This is a genomic window from uncultured Fluviicola sp., from assembly GCF_902168135.1.
GTDB lineage: Bacteria > Bacteroidota > Bacteroidia > Flavobacteriales_D > Crocinitomicaceae > Fluviicola.
This window is the reverse complement of sequence record NZ_CABHOL010000043.1, coordinates 35,950-52,253: the sequence shown is the minus strand read 5'-3', so window position 1 is coordinate 52,253 and position 16,304 is coordinate 35,950. Positions and strand designations below refer to the sequence as shown.

The window sequence follows — 16,304 nt, the reverse complement described above, 5'->3', positions numbered from 1 at the left end:
CGTACTATGCAAACCCGACACCTACTTTTTATTCTTTTCGCCATCTTCCTAAATTTCAAGGGGAACGCGCAGTCTGACTCTGCTAGTTTGGCTCAATCCAGAATAAGGGCTCTTACCCTGGATTCTATTATCCGGGTCAATCCTGACAAGCAGACTACGAACTTTTCGCCTACTGATCATGCATCACTTCCTATCGGAATTTGCAAGAAAATCGGTGATATTATTTACGTGATCTGCATTGATTCGGCGCGTTTTACTCCGCAGGGAGCAACCTTTGATGTTTATATGGCCATGGACTGGCCGGGTGCTTACGGGAAGCTGGCTTTCGCAGCAAAAGGTGTTTCATTTAACCCGAAAGGAGTTATGCCCGGTGGTAATGGAAACCCAATTACTTTAAAGCTTTTGGGGGACCAACGCATCAAATTGGGACCAAAGAACAGCATTGTTTTCAAAGGCGACGGAACAAATTACATCCAATGGGGCTGCAATGGTTACGAGCGGGCTAACATTAACGCCGATATCCTTTTTAGCCAGGAATTAATCCATAAACCAGGCGGAGGACAGGTAAAAGCGAACATACAGGTCAATATAGACGATATTTCCAAAATCATGTTCCAGACCAGTATGGATCCTTTTGTGGTGAAAGGATTGGATGATTTTGAATTCCGTGTAAACCAATTGATCGTTGACCGCAACGATTCTATCAATCCTACCGGAATTATCTTACCTGCCGCCACCCAAAACCTCTATCCTGAAATCGGTAACTGGACCGGGTTTTATGCGCATAACCTCTCCGTAAAACTTCCACCTAAACTAAGCAGGAGCAGTGGCGAAACGACCATTGGTGTAACAGATCTTCTGATTGATGACAACGGTGTTTCCGGAGATTTCTTTGCAACCGGTATTTTCAGTGTCGGAGAGGGCGATATGGACAGCTGGGGATTCTCAATTGATTCCCTGGTATTGGGTATCGAATATAACCACCTGGTAGATGGTCGACTGGCCGGAAAACTCCGCGTAGAACCTTTAAATAATGCTGAATTTGCATACCGTGCAGGAGTCTATAAACCCAACGATAATTCAGCGCTTATTTATGATTTCACTGCAAAAACAGTAAACAGTTATACCTATCAACTTCCAATGTTCAGCTCCACCCTGAAGCTGGCACCTAACTGTATGGTCCATGTGCAGGTTGTTTCAGGGAAGTTCATTCCTGACATTACACTTAACGGAAACCTGACGTATAACGGAGCTAAAGCAAGACTGAACAAATTGCTCTTCCAATCCTTAAACATCGGGACGCAGGCACCTTATATTTACGGCGGTACATTTGCACTGACAAGCGACGAAATTGGCGAAGACGGAGAACCCAACAAAGTCGCAAGGCTTCCAATCTCTCTGAATTACCTGGAACTTGGCCTGACGCAATCCAATGTTATCTTAAAAGTCGACCTCAGCTTAAAACTTGGAGGCGAAGAAAATTCCAATTCTTTTGGGGCATCTACTTTTGTAGGTGTCATTACAAAAAGAGTTACCGGATCAGACGGAAGACAAAGACTGCAATTCGACAAATTCAAGGTATACGATATCGCTCTGTCTATTAATACCAGTCCGTTTGCATTGAACGGAATCCTTTCTCTTCGTGATGACGACCCGGTTTACGGGGACATGTTCTTTGGAGCAATTTCATTCAAGCTCAATGCGATCATGAATGATTTTGCCGGAGTATCTGTTGGATTTGGAAAACTCAATTCGAAGCGATACTGGTACGTGGATGCTTCCGTACCACTAACTATACCGATCGGTCAGTTTGCTTTAATCACCAATCTTTTCGGAGGTGTTCAATACGGAGTAAAAAGCACGCTTACTCCGGCCCAAAAACTAGACCGGGCATTTAACGGAGCTATGAATCCAAATCAGGGCGCCCCTACTTCTTCCGCCATACCTTTCATACCTGATCCCAGCCTGGGACTCGGATTCAGTGCAGGTGTTGCATTGGTGGCCATTCCGGGAGAGTCGGTCCTGAACGGCGAAGCTATTTTCTCCATCCAATTCAATGCCAACGGAGGTTTGGCCAATATCAATTTCTTCGGGCGGGCGACTATGCTCGTAAAACGTTCAGAGCGAGGTGCTAATTGCACAAAAGTAGAAGGTGCTATTTCTGTGAACTACGACAACGTTGAAAAAGTGTTTGATGCACAAGTAGACGCACTTGCCATTGTTCCGGGAATTCTCCAGGGAAATTGTAATTTAAAAATCCACATTGACAAACATGATTGGTATTTTTGGTTGAACCGTCCGTCGAACAGGGCAACCATTGAAGTATTAAACCTGTTTACGGCGAATACCTATTTCATGATCGGAACGCAGATCGACCCGATGCCGCCGCCGCCGTCCTACGTAACAAACCTTGTTAGTTCAAGCCCTATTATCAGTACAGATATGAGTGCCGTGAGCACCGGAAACGGGTTTGCTACCGGAATGATGATTGCCGCAAATTTCGGAGGGGAATTCCCGAAAGAAACGAATTGGAGAGGATATGCTTATGCCAGCGTTGGTGCAGGTTTTGATATTACCATGTTCAAACTGAGTCCAACAGCACATTGCTCGGGTTCCACAAGCAAAGTCGGATTCAACAATTGGTATCTCATGGGACAGGTTTATGCCTGGCTGAGTGGCGGTATGGGTGTCCGTCGCTACAAAGATGACGGTACACTCAAAAAAGAATATTCGGTCGCTTCAATTGACGCCGCCGCCCTGCTTCAGGGTCGATTGCCAAAACCTACATTTGTCTACGGAGCTGTCGGATTTTCAGTCAAACTACTCGGAATCATTAATCTGGATTTCCAGGCAGATATAGAAATAGGAAACGACTGTCAAATTATCAATTAAAAGAATGTTACGATATCTATCACTTATTACAAGCATAATTTGCATACATGGTTTTGCGATTTCTCAAAACAACAGCACGTTCCCGGTTATCAGCCACATTACCAAAGATTCTGCTTTTATTAAATGGGTGCCGAAAGACATTCAAATGTTCAACAGCATTTTAGAAAATGGTGTCAGGGTGACTATTTCTGCAGAAAATGACCGTACTGATTTTACAAATGGTCAGAAAATAGATTTGGAACCCGTTGTCAAAAAATGGGACAAGTGGGATTTATCCAATGAAAAACTGGATAGAATCCATGAGATACAGCTCGGAATTAAAACGGCAATGAGCCATGACAAAAAAGCACAGGATTATGCATTCACCATTGCCAGCCTGGAATCTTCCCTTTCCTTTGAAATGAATCTGCTTTCCGACTTAATGATCGGGATTCCAAGACCAAAAGGCGGACAACCATTTGCAGTCAAAGTAGAAATCAAAGGATATGATCCTGTCATCCAAATCATTGAAAACAAAACCTCCAAACTTGCCGAAGTTCCAAAATTAACCGGGAAAGTCGACCGCAAAAAAACAGCAACTATTTCATGGAACGCCGATTCGGTTGTTTCAGAATACCTGGGCTTTCAAATCGAGCGTAAGGTTGATAACGGAAAATTCGAAAAGATCCTGGTATCTCCCTTTGTCAACTTCAAGACCAATACCGAAAAAACGGATCGTTTGGCCAGCTACAGAGACGAGAAATTACAACAGGGAAAAACTTACACGTATAAAATTTACGGTATCAACTATTTTGGAATAAAGGGACAATACAGCAATGAAGTAAAAATCTACCTTCCGAAGCTTGTCAATGCAATTGTGAATATCGATACTGTACAGTCAAAAGGATACGACCGGGAAATCATGGTCAGCATCAGTAAAGACGTTGACTCCCTGCCTCTTTTGGTCAACCGGCTTGTTCTAATGCGCTCTGACAGTTTATTGACCAATTATTCCGTGGTTGAGGAGCGTTTCCTGAAACCCAACGAAACAAAGGTTCAATTCAAAACAACTTCTTTGCTTCCTTCGGGTGACCGCAATTACTTCAAGGTATTCGCATTTTCACCCGACAACGATACGGCCTATTCAACTCCTTACTATTATTTTACGCTTGACCAGGAACCACCGGCGGCAATATCCAATCTCAAGGGAATTATTGATTCCCTGGGGCATGTCACTTTAACCTGGACCAAACCAAAAGACAATGACCTCCTTGGATACCGTGTTTACCGTGCCAATTTAAAAACAGAGGAGTTTGTAGAGAGAACAACCAGCCTGCAATTGAACACCTTGTTTCTCGACACTTTAAACCTGAATACTTTAACGAACGAAATTTACTATTTTGCCGTAGCAGTTGATAAAAACTACAACAACAGCCCCAATTCAGACACTGTTCTGGTTGTTAAACCGGACACTATCCCACCTTCCGAACCATTCCTGATCTCACTTCGAAAAGTAGGGATTCAAATTGATATGGAATGGCAGAATTCTACGTCGAAAGATGTGGAAAAATCGTATTTATTGCGGAAAACCGATTCGAAAACAGATACGGTATTGGTATGGAAAGGAGACGAATTCAGTCATTTTAGGGATTCGACTTTCACCTTCTCGAAAGATGTGAGTTATTCCATTTTGGCAATCGATCAATCGAATAATCAGACCAGTTCCAAATCAAGAAGCCTTTTTATCGAACCCGGTTTCAGAGCCGCACTTAGTAATGTAAAAGCATCTCCGAACAGAAGTACAAAAGCAGTCGATTTATCCTGGATGAAACCACAAACAGAAGTTTTCCAGTACTTTATTTACCGGAAAAAAAGCGAAGGATCTTTTCACCTGATTGCAACTGTTTCAAGTGCCGATGTTCCAGCCATGAAATACACCGACAAAACCGTTTCGATCAGCAACGAATACGAATACCTGATCCAATATCAGTCACAGGACGGGTTCAGAAGTTTAAAGCACGAAGCGGTGAAGGTGAGGTATTGATCTACCCGCCATGCTTGGCCAGGTAATCCAGTATGTAATGGTCTCCTTCGGTCAACTCCAAATCACGTCTGTTCATCATGGCATTTGCCGCATCTTTTGCTTTTCTCAGATCGAAAAGATCGGTTCCGTTTACGGCGCCCCAGGAGAAAGATGGTATGAATTTTTTGGGAAATTCCCCGCCGAAAACATTGCAGGAAACTCCAACTACCGTTGCGGTATTGAACATGGTATTGATGGCACATTTACTGTGATCACCCATACAAACACCCATAAACTGCAGGCCGGTTTCCACTTCGGTTCCTTGTTCGTACGACCAGGTTCGGATCATGGAGTAATTGTTCTTCAAATTGGATGTGTTGCTGTCCGCACCGAAATTACACCACTCACCCACCAGGGAATTCCCTAAGAATCCGTCGTGGCCTTTGTTGGAGTAAGCCTGGAATACACAATTCGAAATTTCTCCTCCGACTTTGCAAAACGGCCCGATCGTGGTCGCTCCATAGATTTTAGAACCCATTTTTACTACCGCATGTTCTCCCAGTGAAAATGGTCCGCGAATCATGGATCCTTCCATTACTTCCGCATCAGCTGCAATGTAAATTGGTCCGGCAGTTGTATTTAAAAACGATCCTTCAACAGATGCACCTGCTTCCAGGAAGACTAGTGAAGGATCACCGATAATGGTATTTGAATTTGAAATGTATTGAGATTCTCTTCCACCTGTAAGCAGAAAATAGTCTGCCACTAAAATTTCATCGTTCATTTGGAACAGATCCCAGCGCTGGGTCAACTCCAGCGGATGCTGCTCTGTCCATTTGATCTTTTCTTTTCCTGTTCCCCTTCTGGCAATCCAGGTGTCCCCGGAAACCAGGATTTGATTGTCTTCCAAAAACACCACTGCCGCAGCAATTGCTTCGGTTGGAATAATAGCCGCATTGACCTCAATATCTGCTTTACCGGATATCCTTGGAAACTTTTTGGAAATATACTTTTCCGTCTCAAATGACACCGTTGCTTCCGGAATCCATTTTTCCCATCGTTCTTTATTGGTCAGAATTCCCACTCTCAGATCACCGACAGGCCGTGTAAGTGTAAGCGGTGCAAAACGCAAATGCAATTCGTTATCGTGCAGAATGATGTTCATGGTAATGCTATTTGTTAAATTAAAGATAGCTATTCTAATTGCGAATTCCGAGTGCCGAATGCCGAATTATGAAAATAATTCTTCGAGGCGGGGATCGTTGTAATCTTTGATGAAGAACAGAACATTCTGATAGTGAGCGAATTCCTCTTCCGCATGCGTGGTGGTAATAATCACCGCTTTCATACCGGCATTCAAAGCCGCTTCTGCTCCTTTCGGAACATCTTCAAATACAATACAGGATTCCGGCTCAACACCCAATAATTCCGCGCCTTTCAAAAAGACTTCCGGATCAGGTTTACTTTGCACCACGTTTTCGGCTCCCACGATTGCCTTGAAATACTTGCGGATATCCAGTATATCCAATACAAAATCAATGTTGAAGTTATTTGCTGCAGAACCAATTGCCATTGAAATTCCTGCATGTTCTGCACGCTGGAATAATCCTCCCAGTCCGGGAATCAGCTCCAAATGCGGACGGTAGATTTCCTGGTAAAGAGCTTCCTTCTTTTCAGAGTAAATACGAATCGTTTCTTCACTCAGGGTTCCAATTCCAAAAACGCGGTCGAGCAATTCGTGGTTCTTACCATACATCTGCTGTTTCACCTGGTCAAGGGTTAAACCTGCTTTCAGATCATCGTTCAGGATTTTGTTCCAGACTTTTAAATGGAAGCCCATGTCGTCGATCATGGTGCCGTTGAGGTCAAAGAGAAATGCTTTTGTTTTTTGAATCATATTCAAAGGTATTCGATATCCGAACGCGGGATGAGATATCCGGGTTAAAAAACCTTTAATTCTTTGAAAGTATTCTGCAAGACAGTTATTTATGTCCTCAATTAAACTGTTTGAACATTTTGAGCCTTTTCAACAGTTTTTCCCGGTTTTGAAATAAACCACAAGCCTAAGAATGTCAACAATCCGTTGAGGATCAATAGTTCATTCCCAAAACGATATCCTCCGACAATTTCCTTATTGATTATCACACCTCCTGTCCATAGCGGCATGTTCTGGCTTACGTAATAACAGACCAAAGGAATAATAATACATACAATTGGAACCAGCCATTCGTTTAGTTTGCGTTTTAATACAATTCCAAAGGTGAACAATCCGAGCAATGGCCCGTAAGTATAGCCCGCTATGGTCAAAATCAACCCGATAAGATCTGTTTTTGGATTTGCGTCAACATAGGTTTTAGTAGCCAAAATAATAGCTAAAAATAAAACCGAAAAACCAATATGAACAAAGAGTTTGATTCGTTGTTTCTGGGCCTCTGTTCTGCGTTCAAAATGTAGAAAATCTATGCAAAATCCGGTAGTTAAAGCAGCTAAAGCACTATCTGCCGATGCATAAGAAGAGGCTGTTATCCCCAAAAGGAAGAAAATTCCGGCAATTTTCCCAAAATTATTCAATGCCAGCGTTGGGAAAGTATGATCTGTTTTAACCGGTAAATCAATTTGAAAGTGGTTGGCATAAACATACAATGCACCTCCCAAAAGCAGGAATAGAAAGTTCGTAATAACTAAAACCGTTGTAAATGAATACATGTTCTTTTGGGCCTCTCCGATATTCCTGCAGGTCAGGTTTTTCTGCATCAGGTCCTGATCCAAACCGGTCATGGCGATAGCCAGGAACATTCCTCCGAAGAATTGTTTGTAAAAATACAGCGGAGAATTTGGATCATCGAAGAAAAAGATACGCGACATGGAGTAATTTCCCGATGTTTTGGTTGCTGCTATTTTTGCATACAAGCCGCTCCAGTTAACCCCAAGTGCATTGGATATAATGACTGTACAAATGATGACAGCACTGATTAAAAAAACGGTTTGAAAAGTATCGGTGTAGACAATGGTCTTTATTCCTCCTTTAAAAGTATAAACCCAGATCAATGCTACCGTTGTTAAGGCTGTAACCCAATAGGCTACTCCCAAATCCTTAAATAAGAACAAATGCAGAACCTCCGTTGCCAGGTAAAGGCGTGTTGCGGATCCCAGGGTGCGCGACAAAATGAAAAAACCTGCCCCGGTCTTATAACTGACAGTCCCAAAACGGGTTTGGAGGTATTGGTAGATCGAAGTGACATTCAGGCGGTAATACAGCGGCATCAATACCTGTGCAATGACAATATAGCCGATCACATACCCCAGGACGATTTGAAAATAGGCCATTCCTTCACTGGCGACTTTGCCGGGAACGGAAATGAACGTTACCCCGGAAAGGGATGCTCCGATCATTCCGAAAGCTACCAAATACCAGGGACTTTGTTTATTACCGGTAAAAAACGAATCGGAATCTGCATTTCGTGAAGTCAGAAATGAAATCAAAATAAGTAATGCAAAATAAGTGATTAACACTACTGCAATAACCCATGGAGCCAACATATTGTTCATGAACTAAAATTAGTATAAAAAACGATGGGGCGTCCCGGTTAAACCGAGACGCCCCATTTTTTAATGTGATATAAATTACTTCGAAGCCAGTTCAACGAACTCGTCATAAGAAATTTCTTTCGAGTTCAATTTCACGGTATCCTTGAAGTATTGTGTCAATTTTGTTTCCGCAAGCATGTCGTAAATACGGTTTGCTTCCTCGCGGTTCTGCAATGCCCCTGCAGCTTGTTTGGTCAATTCCGCATCTTCAGGAGCAGGAATTCCATACTGCGCAAACTGGTTTGCAATCAATCCTTTTGTGAATTCGATCACTTCAGCATTGTCCAATTTGATATCGTTTGCTTTGAAGATATGTCCCTGGATCAACTGCCATTTCAAATCTTTCGCGTAGCTGTCATAGTCTGCTTCAATCTGCTCGATAGTGATCGGCTTTTCGTTTGACAGCTGGATCCAGCGCTTCAGGAAATCATTCGGAAGGTTAACCGGTGTGTTTTCTACTAAATCACGGTAAACTTCACGTGTCAACAAACGATCAGAGTCATTTGCAAACATGTTCTTCAAATCTGCAGCGATACGCTCACGCAATTCTTTTTCAGAAGAAACAGCTGCTTCACCGAACAATTTGTCAAATAAATCCTGGTTCAATTCAGCCAACTCCATGCGTTTGATGTCGTTGATCGTCATTTGATAAGAATCTGTGTGGTTTGCCAGTTCTTCCGGCTTAATTCCAAGCATGGCAGCTTTATCGCTGTCACCTCGTGTTATTGCAGAAGCAGAAACAGTTACTTTGTCCCCTACTTTCTTACCAACCAATGATTTTTTCACCTTCTTATCTTCAATAAACTCCATCGAAGTTGTTGAAGAATGCATAATTCCACCTTCTTTGATAGAACCGTCCTCATTCAACTCAACGAATTGAGCCAAAATCATATCTGTTTCACCCACCTCATCGGTAGAAGTCATTTTTCCGTAACGACGGCGTAAATCATCGATTTGCTGATCAATCAGCTTATCATCAATCTTCACCTGAACGTAATCGTATTTGCTTTTGTTGGTCAATTTCAAATCGATAGCCGGAGAATACCCGATTTCATATACGAATTCAAAATCACCCGGATTGTCGAAATCTCCCTTTACTTCAGATCCTTCTTTCGGGATCGGGTTTCCAAGGATTTCTAATTTATTTTCTTGAACATATGCGTACAAAGCGTCAGAAACCAATTTGTTCATTTCTTCAGCTAAAACACCTTTCCCATATTGCTTTTGGATCAAGCCCATAGGAACTTTTCCTGGGCGGAATCCCGGGATTTTCGCTTGTTTGCGATATTTATCTAAAGAAGCAGCCACTTTACTTTGGTAATCTGCCGGTGAAACCTGCACTGTTAACAATGCTGTTTCTGCATTAACTTCTTGACGTGTTACGTTCATTCCGTTTTTTTTTTATTCTTAACCTGTATAAACAAAAAATGGTCTTCATTGACAAACAACGAGACCATCTGAAGTGCGGATGGAGGGACTCGAACCCGCACACCTCTCGGCACTAGATCCTAAGTCTAGCGTGTCTACCAATTTCACCACATCCGCATATTTAATTCCGCCGCGGCGGACTAAATTCTATTTCAATTTTCGGAATTTCGATTAATCCCGCCCTTTGCGCCTTTGCTGACCTTACTCCACCGAAGCGGTTAAGCATAGGTGAAGAGCTACAGCGTAAGCATTTGGGTGCACAAAATTAGTCATTATTTCAATTATTGCAAGCAGATGGAAAGATTTTTCTGCAAAAAATTCAAATTGCGGTTTTGATTCCGCTCAACCACCTTGTTTTCCCAATAAATAATCAGTTATTAATCAATCCGTTGAATTCAAGGTAGGGATGCGATGCATTGCGTCCCTACCGCTTATTTATTTTTTTCGAAATAATTCGATCATCGGCTTTCCAATTGCAGTATTCGGACGCTGAACGTCCAGGATATGCACCAGTGTTGCTGTGATGTCTACGATCTCATAAGGTGTAAACACGTCCTGTGGAAGAATATCTTTCCCGTAAAACAATACCGGAACGTGCGTGTCGTAATTAAACGCAGAGCCATGGCTGGTACCTTTATGTGATCCGGGAGTATCTGCTGTTTTTGGTAAATAACCCGGCTGCAGGATAAAGATCAATTCTCCGCTTCGTTCCTTATCATAACCGGAAGCGATCATTTGCTGCCAATTATCAGCTGTCCTAACCAATAATTCATCCTTCGTATAAACCTGCTTTACCTCCGTCCATTGAGCGATTTCGGTTTTGAATAAAGCAATTACCTGCGGCTCCAATTCTGTTCCCAAAACATTGTCGGTCAAGTATACATTGTCATTCTCAATGGTATTCAAATAGTCTTTCCCAAATTTCGCAACACAGGCCTTTCTCAGGTTCTCAATCTTATTTTGAAGAAATAGGTATCCTCCCGGCAATTGATGGTCCATCAAAAATTGTGGAACAGGAACTACCGCATGATCGGCAGTCAGGAACACTACATACTGTCCTTTTCCAATTTCTTTGTCCAAAGTTTGGAACAAACGTGCCAGCTCCTGGTCCAACCGGAAGTACATATCTTCCATTTCCAGGGAATAAGGTCCGAAAGCATGTCCTGCGATATCGGGGGTCGAATAACTGATCGCTAGAAAATCGGTCGTTGCATGTTTCCCTAATTGCTCTTTGGAAAGTGCGTTGATCGCAAAATCGGTCAGGAAGGTATTTGCCGCCGGTGTTATTGTAAATAAATTGTATTGGTCGATTGGCGCAGCTTTACTGAAGTCGTAAGGAAAAACAGGACTAGTCTTCCCTCCTACCAAACCTTCATACGGAGAATTATCTTGTTTGATATAGGTGTAAGAGGAAGAATCTTTCAACAGTTTCCAGGGTTCATTGATATATTTGGAAACCAGCTTTTGATCATTGAACTGGTCCACCCAGGCCGGAAGTTCTTTTTTGTAGAAGGTCGAAGTAATAAAATTTCCCGTTGCATAATCGTACCAATAAGAGCCATCGGATAGATGACCGGCTGGCAGGATCGCACTACGGTCCTTGATGGAAACACCGATTACTTTAGAGTCCGGGTAAGTTAGCTTTAACTGGTCGGTAATGGTATTCGATCTCAAAAAATAAGGCGATCGTTTTCCGTAACCGCTCATTGATCCGACAGTTGAAACCGTTGTATCTTCCACACAATTCACCTCCCTGTTAAAGGGGCGGTAGTGCCATTCGTTGGCCACAATTCCATGGTTACTTGGCGTACTTCCGGTATAAATAGAAGCATGTCCGGGACCAGTGTAAGTCGGAACGTAATTGTAAGTCACATTTCTGAAATGAGCCCCCTTGTCCATCAGGCGCTTAAAACCGTCCTTCCCGAATTGCGGATAAAACCGGTACAAATAATCGTAACACATTTGATCAACCACAATTCCGACAACTACTTTCGGGGCGTTCTTTTGGGAGAAAACCTGATTGGACACAAATCCTAAACAAACGAAAAACAACAAGGACAAAAGCTTCATAATTTTATCTTTCTAAATAATTGATACAAATTATTTCCTGCAGAGAGCGCAGATGAACGCAGATTTTTGTTCGCATTCAATATTCCCGATAGTCATCGGGCGCGTTTGAATCGGCAAGAAAACAAATTCCCTTCATTCAGAAGGCAAACTTATTCCAACAAAACTAGGATTTGAATTCAAGAAATCACGAAATTTGCGGTAAAATTTCAATTATGTTAGGTTTAAAATTACCAACCGACCCGCGCTGGGTGAATATTGTGGAGAAAAACATTTCCGAAATATTGACGGACCATGCTTTCTGCGAACAAAAAGCGGCGAGCAATGCCATTTCAATTATCGTTCAGTATCCGCAATACCCGGACATGGTAAAAGCCATGATTGAAATTTGCCAGGAAGAAATGGAGCATTTCGGAATGGTGCACGATAAAATCCTGGAACGGGGGTATGAACTTGGTTTTGAACGCAAAGACCCATACGTTCACGACTTACTGGAATTTCTGAAACATGCACATTCAGGGAACCCGAAGAAATCACACATGGTGAACCAACTGCTTTTTGCAGCAATGATCGAAGCACGCAGCTGTGAGCGTTTCAAGATCTTATCTGAAGAAATCAATGATGAAGACCTGCGTGCATTTTACCGCAGCTTAATGGAAAGCGAGGCCCGGCATTACACGGTATTCCTGAATTTTGCGCGGAAATACGGTGAAGGCATTGATGTGGACTCACGCTGGAAAGCATTCCTGGAATTTGAAGCTTCGCTGATGGATAAGTATGGGAAAGCAGAAACGATGCACGGCTAATCAATTGTTGGGTATCGGAATTGTCAGCACCACTTCCGTTCCCGGGAATTCCGTATTGAATTCGTCAGCTTCACGGATCCGAACACTAAATCCATCTTTACTTTTTTCCTGGAAAGACTTCAGACGTTCTTCCGTTATCAGAGTACCATATGATTTATGTCCGTTATCTCGTTTATTCTTAATGGATTCTTTATAACCGATGCCGTTGTCGCGGATTACCACTTTTAACAGTTCGCCTTCTCTGTAAAACCCAATAAACAACTCCGCATCTGTTGTCTTTTTTGAAAGTCCGTGAATAATTGCATTCTCCACATACGGTTGGATCAGCATCGGTGGAATACATGCATGCTGGGGAAGTTCTTTAAAATTGCAGTCTATCCGGTAGGAGAAGTTATTCTTGAAGCGCATTTTTTCCAAAAGCACATAATTATTCAACGTTTCATGTTCTTCCGAGACGGTTATATACGAAACCCTTGAATTGGCCAATGTCTGCCGGATCAGTTTTGCAAAACGCAGCAGGTACTTTTCCGCATTTTCATTCTCTTCATACAACAGGAAACTATGAATGGAGTTCAACGAATTGAAGATGAAATGAGGATTCATCTGCGCTGACAAGGCCATTCGCTCCAATTCCATCATCCGGTTCAGCAATTCATTTTTTCTGCTTGCAGCTCTAACGGTATATTTCAAAACCCCATAAAACAAAAGAATAATCAACCCGACATAAAGCAGTATGAAATACCAGCGCAGGAAAATGACTTTTTCAACCGAGAAATTGTAGAGGATCTTAGGATCAGACCATTTTTCCTTTGCATCAAGGTATGCTATCTCCAGGCTATAATTTCCATCAGCAGGGTTATTAATAATAATCTCTCCCTTGTTGGATGTGATCCAGGTCTCATCTTCGTTAAACCGGTAACGGTATTCGGGAGATTTATCCAGGTTTTTGCTGTAAAGAAAAATTTTGATAAGATCCGTTTGAGATGGAAACACTCTGCTTTCGGTCAATTGTTTATTATTTGCAAATGCCTTTACTGAGAACAATGAAAGCGGAAAAACCTTTAATCTTTTTTTAATGTGCATCCAGTCTATTTTCTGGACCCCTTCTTTCGTAGCCAGGTACAACAGATTGTCATACACATATGAATCCGTTATTTCCGCACTGGATAATGCACCGCTGTCCAGGAAAGAGTCAACCGATATTTTCCCGGAATTATTTACCAGCAGGAAAATTCCCCTCCGGGTCGCCACCCACAACCGGTCCTTTTCATCAAAGCAAAATGTTAAGACCTGTTTCCCCAAACCAAGACCGGAAGCAAAACCGGAGACTTTTTCCGTTTCCGGATCAATTCTAAAAAGACCTTCCGAATTGGAGCAGGCAATTAATCCCCAGGCTGGGTTGTATTTTAGTAAACTAATCCTTTTAGTCAAAATAGGATATGGCTCCCGGTCAAATCTCTGATTCTTGATATCGGCGGCATAAACTCCCTGGTCAAATAACCCGAAAAAATGCTTATCGGACCCAATGTGGTAGTGAGAAAAAGAACCACTTAGTTTGGCGGATGAACCTAAACGCAATAAAATCCGAAGAATATTCCCCTCCTGGCCCATTTCCATGATTTTAACAGGCTTATCGGGTCTTGAGCTGCCAATGATACCGGTTCCCTTAACATAAATCGGGTTTCCGGGGAAAAGATCGTAGACATCAGGCCAATCACCCCAGTCAATAAGCCCCTGGCTAAAAACAAATCCATCTTTAAAAGGAACCAGGTTATATCTATAAATCATTTTCCCTACATCCTTGCATCTGTAAGGTGGATAGAGCTGCTGCCATTTCCCTACATAATGGGTAAGTACCACTTTATCCTTATTACCGGTGATAAACCTGACATCTCCGTTAAACCGGCTGCCATTGATGGATAACTGCTTAAATGCTTCATCATGAATCGCAAACACTCCTTTCTCAAGAGTTGAAAACCACAAGGCTCCATTCAAATCACTTAAAGCAGAAGTAACCGAGAATCCTGGTAAATAATGACTTACCAGGAGAAGCTTTTTTGTTTTTGGATCAAAGCGAAATTTCTTTACCCCACCTTTGTAATATCCGATGTATACAAATTCTTTATCTACATCCAGAGCAATGGCTGGCTGCCCGCCGGAAACTAAATCGAATTGCTTCCCGTCATTCATATAAGCCTTATGATCTGACAATAGGAAAAGATGTTTTTTATGCTCTTTAACTCTAACAGTAATCGATAAAAAAAGTTTCCCTATATCCCATTTGCGATTATTCCGAATCAGGAAGACGTCGACCGGATCATTACTAGTATTCGTAATATGGTAATGCGGCAAAAAATCATTTCCAAATTGCCAGAATGATCCTCCGTGTACAGATTTTATCGGAAGTTCTTTCAATTGTCCATGTGCACTTATCGTGAATAATCCGTTCTTAAAAGAACTGTAAACAATTGAAAGATCCTGGTTAACATGTGCTGAAACGATTGGGTTCCTAACGGTTTTAAGTTTTTTCTTAATCAGTCCGTTGTATCGATACGGCTGCATTTTCCCATCCCGAAAAACGCTCAATAATCCGTTATAACCGATAAACCAAACACCGCCCCCGGGATCTTCTACTGTGCGGAAATTAACATTGTCTGCAAGACCGTTCTCTGTTGTATAAGTATGGAACCCATATCCGTCATAACATACAATTCCCCGGTCCGTTAAAATCCAAAGTATGCCGGCATGATCCTGATAAACCTGGTAGGTCTCCGAACTCGGCAAGCCATTTCCAATACCATAATGTGCGTAATTGTAATCCCAGGAAATGCGATTTGATCGAGCAGCTGCATTCCATGCAATTGCACTGAAAAGTAATCCTGAAAGCAATGACTTAATCAAAGTGATGGTAAATAGATTTATTCGAACAAATGTAAGAGAATCCCAATAAATTCGTCAATTTTTCGTTAAATCTCAACTAATTACCGTGTTATTAGTTAGCTTTACTAACTATCTTGAGGATTATGAATACACAAGAGTGGCCTTTAGGCCGATTTTTCAGCTTTCTGACAAAGCAATACATTGGGAAACTAACTCTTCTTTTAGAGCATACGCCTGTAGAGAGGTATTATTTTCCCCTGTACTTAATCGGGAAAAACAATGGGCAAATGAACCAGCAGGAATTGGCAGATCAACTCCTCATGGACAAAGTTTCAATGGTTCGCATTATTGATGCCTTACAAAAAGATGGTTTTATCGAACGGAAAACAAACCCGGAAGATCGCAGAGAGCGCAGGCTTCATATTACACCTAAAGCAGAACCGTGGATACTGGAAATTGAAAAAGGTATCAAAGAAGCCAATGAATACTTTTTTAGTTTGTTAGATCCGTCTTTACATGCTAACTTTCAGTTAATTCTTACAGAACTCATTACAAAAACACAAGATATCCCGGCTAACCAGTTCGAATTTTTTTACCCGAAAAAATAAACCCGGAATTTTTTCCATCCAACGAAAATAAAA

Annotated in this window: 10 protein-coding genes and 1 tRNA gene; 4 read left to right on the top strand and 7 right to left on the bottom strand. The window is 42.0% G+C overall.

All coding sequences use genetic code 11. The features are described from left to right. Positions 1-6 precede the first annotated feature (6 nt). Together QZT69_RS14585 and QZT69_RS14580 are read left to right on the top strand one after the other, a co-directional pair. Positions 7-2,892: a hypothetical protein gene (locus QZT69_RS14585; RefSeq protein WP_294676189.1), complete on the top strand. Its 2,886-nt coding sequence runs from the start codon at positions 7-9 to the stop codon at positions 2,890-2,892. 4 nt (positions 2,893-2,896) lie between these two features. Further along, a complete protein-coding gene (locus QZT69_RS14580; protein ID WP_294676184.1) occupies positions 2,897-4,915 on the top strand; it encodes a fibronectin type III domain-containing protein in 2,019 nt (672 codons plus the stop codon). Between the two features lies 1 nt (position 4,916). Here QZT69_RS14580 and QZT69_RS14575 read toward each other — a convergent pair whose 3' ends face one another. From QZT69_RS14575 to QZT69_RS14550, 6 genes are all read right to left on the bottom strand, one after another. Beyond that, entirely contained in the window at positions 4,917-6,059 is a 1,143-nt protein-coding gene (locus tag QZT69_RS14575; RefSeq protein ID WP_294676171.1) for a putative sugar nucleotidyl transferase, read from the bottom strand. Between the two features lie 66 nt (positions 6,060-6,125). Continuing rightward, a complete protein-coding gene (locus tag QZT69_RS14570) occupies positions 6,126-6,791 on the bottom strand; it encodes an HAD family phosphatase (RefSeq protein WP_294676167.1) in 666 nt (221 codons plus the stop codon). 101 nt (positions 6,792-6,892) lie between these two features. Then, on the bottom strand, positions 6,893-8,443 hold the full coding sequence (locus QZT69_RS14565) for a sodium:solute symporter (protein WP_294676165.1): 1,551 nt from the start codon (positions 8,441-8,443) through the stop codon (positions 6,893-6,895). 75 nt (positions 8,444-8,518) lie between these two features. Beyond that, entirely contained in the window at positions 8,519-9,871 is a 1,353-nt protein-coding gene (gene tig / locus QZT69_RS14560) for a trigger factor (protein ID WP_294676158.1), read from the bottom strand. A gap of 74 nt (positions 9,872-9,945) precedes the next feature. After that, positions 9,946-10,027: transfer RNA gene (locus QZT69_RS14555), tRNA-Leu, on the bottom strand. A gap of 318 nt (positions 10,028-10,345) precedes the next feature. After that, a complete protein-coding gene (locus QZT69_RS14550; protein ID WP_294676143.1) occupies positions 10,346-11,980 on the bottom strand; it encodes an alkaline phosphatase family protein in 1,635 nt (544 codons plus the stop codon). 212 nt (positions 11,981-12,192) lie between these two features. Here QZT69_RS14550 and QZT69_RS14545 point away from each other — a divergent pair, with 212 nt between their 5' ends. After that, on the top strand, positions 12,193-12,783 hold the full coding sequence (locus QZT69_RS14545) for a tRNA-(ms[2]io[6]A)-hydroxylase (RefSeq protein ID WP_294676136.1): 591 nt from the start codon (positions 12,193-12,195) through the stop codon (positions 12,781-12,783). Here the strand turns inward: QZT69_RS14545 and QZT69_RS14540 are convergent, their stop codons facing one another. After that, positions 12,784-15,684, bottom strand: coding sequence for a histidine kinase (locus QZT69_RS14540; protein WP_294676134.1), 2,901 nt, complete (start codon positions 15,682-15,684; stop codon positions 12,784-12,786). It lies immediately after the preceding gene. 122 nt (positions 15,685-15,806) lie between these two features. Here QZT69_RS14540 and QZT69_RS14535 point away from each other — a divergent pair, with 122 nt between their 5' ends. Continuing rightward, entirely contained in the window at positions 15,807-16,271 is a 465-nt protein-coding gene (locus QZT69_RS14535) for a MarR family transcriptional regulator (RefSeq protein ID WP_294676130.1), read from the top strand. The last annotated feature ends 33 nt before the right edge of the window (positions 16,272-16,304 follow it).

Excerpts from the sequence above, each read along its gene's own strand:
- QZT69_RS14545 (WP_294676136.1), top strand. The coding sequence starts at position 12,193 with ATGTTAGGTTTAAAATTACCAACCGACCCGCGCTGGGTGAATATTGTG.
- QZT69_RS14580 (WP_294676184.1), top strand. The coding sequence starts at position 2,897 with ATGTTACGATATCTATCACTTATTACAAGCATAATTTGCATACATGGT.
- QZT69_RS14570 (WP_294676167.1), bottom strand. The coding sequence starts at position 6,791 with ATGATTCAAAAAACAAAAGCATTTCTCTTTGACCTCAACGGCACCATG.
- QZT69_RS14575 (WP_294676171.1), bottom strand. The coding sequence starts at position 6,059 with ATGAACATCATTCTGCACGATAACGAATTGCATTTGCGTTTTGCACCG.
- tig (WP_294676158.1), bottom strand. The coding sequence starts at position 9,871 with ATGAACGTAACACGTCAAGAAGTTAATGCAGAAACAGCATTGTTAACA.
- QZT69_RS14535 (WP_294676130.1), top strand. The coding sequence starts at position 15,807 with ATGAATACACAAGAGTGGCCTTTAGGCCGATTTTTCAGCTTTCTGACA.
- QZT69_RS14565 (WP_294676165.1), bottom strand. The coding sequence starts at position 8,443 with ATGAACAATATGTTGGCTCCATGGGTTATTGCAGTAGTGTTAATCACT.
- QZT69_RS14550 (WP_294676143.1), bottom strand. The coding sequence starts at position 11,980 with ATGAAGCTTTTGTCCTTGTTGTTTTTCGTTTGTTTAGGATTTGTGTCC.
- QZT69_RS14585 (WP_294676189.1), top strand. The coding sequence starts at position 7 with ATGCAAACCCGACACCTACTTTTTATTCTTTTCGCCATCTTCCTAAAT.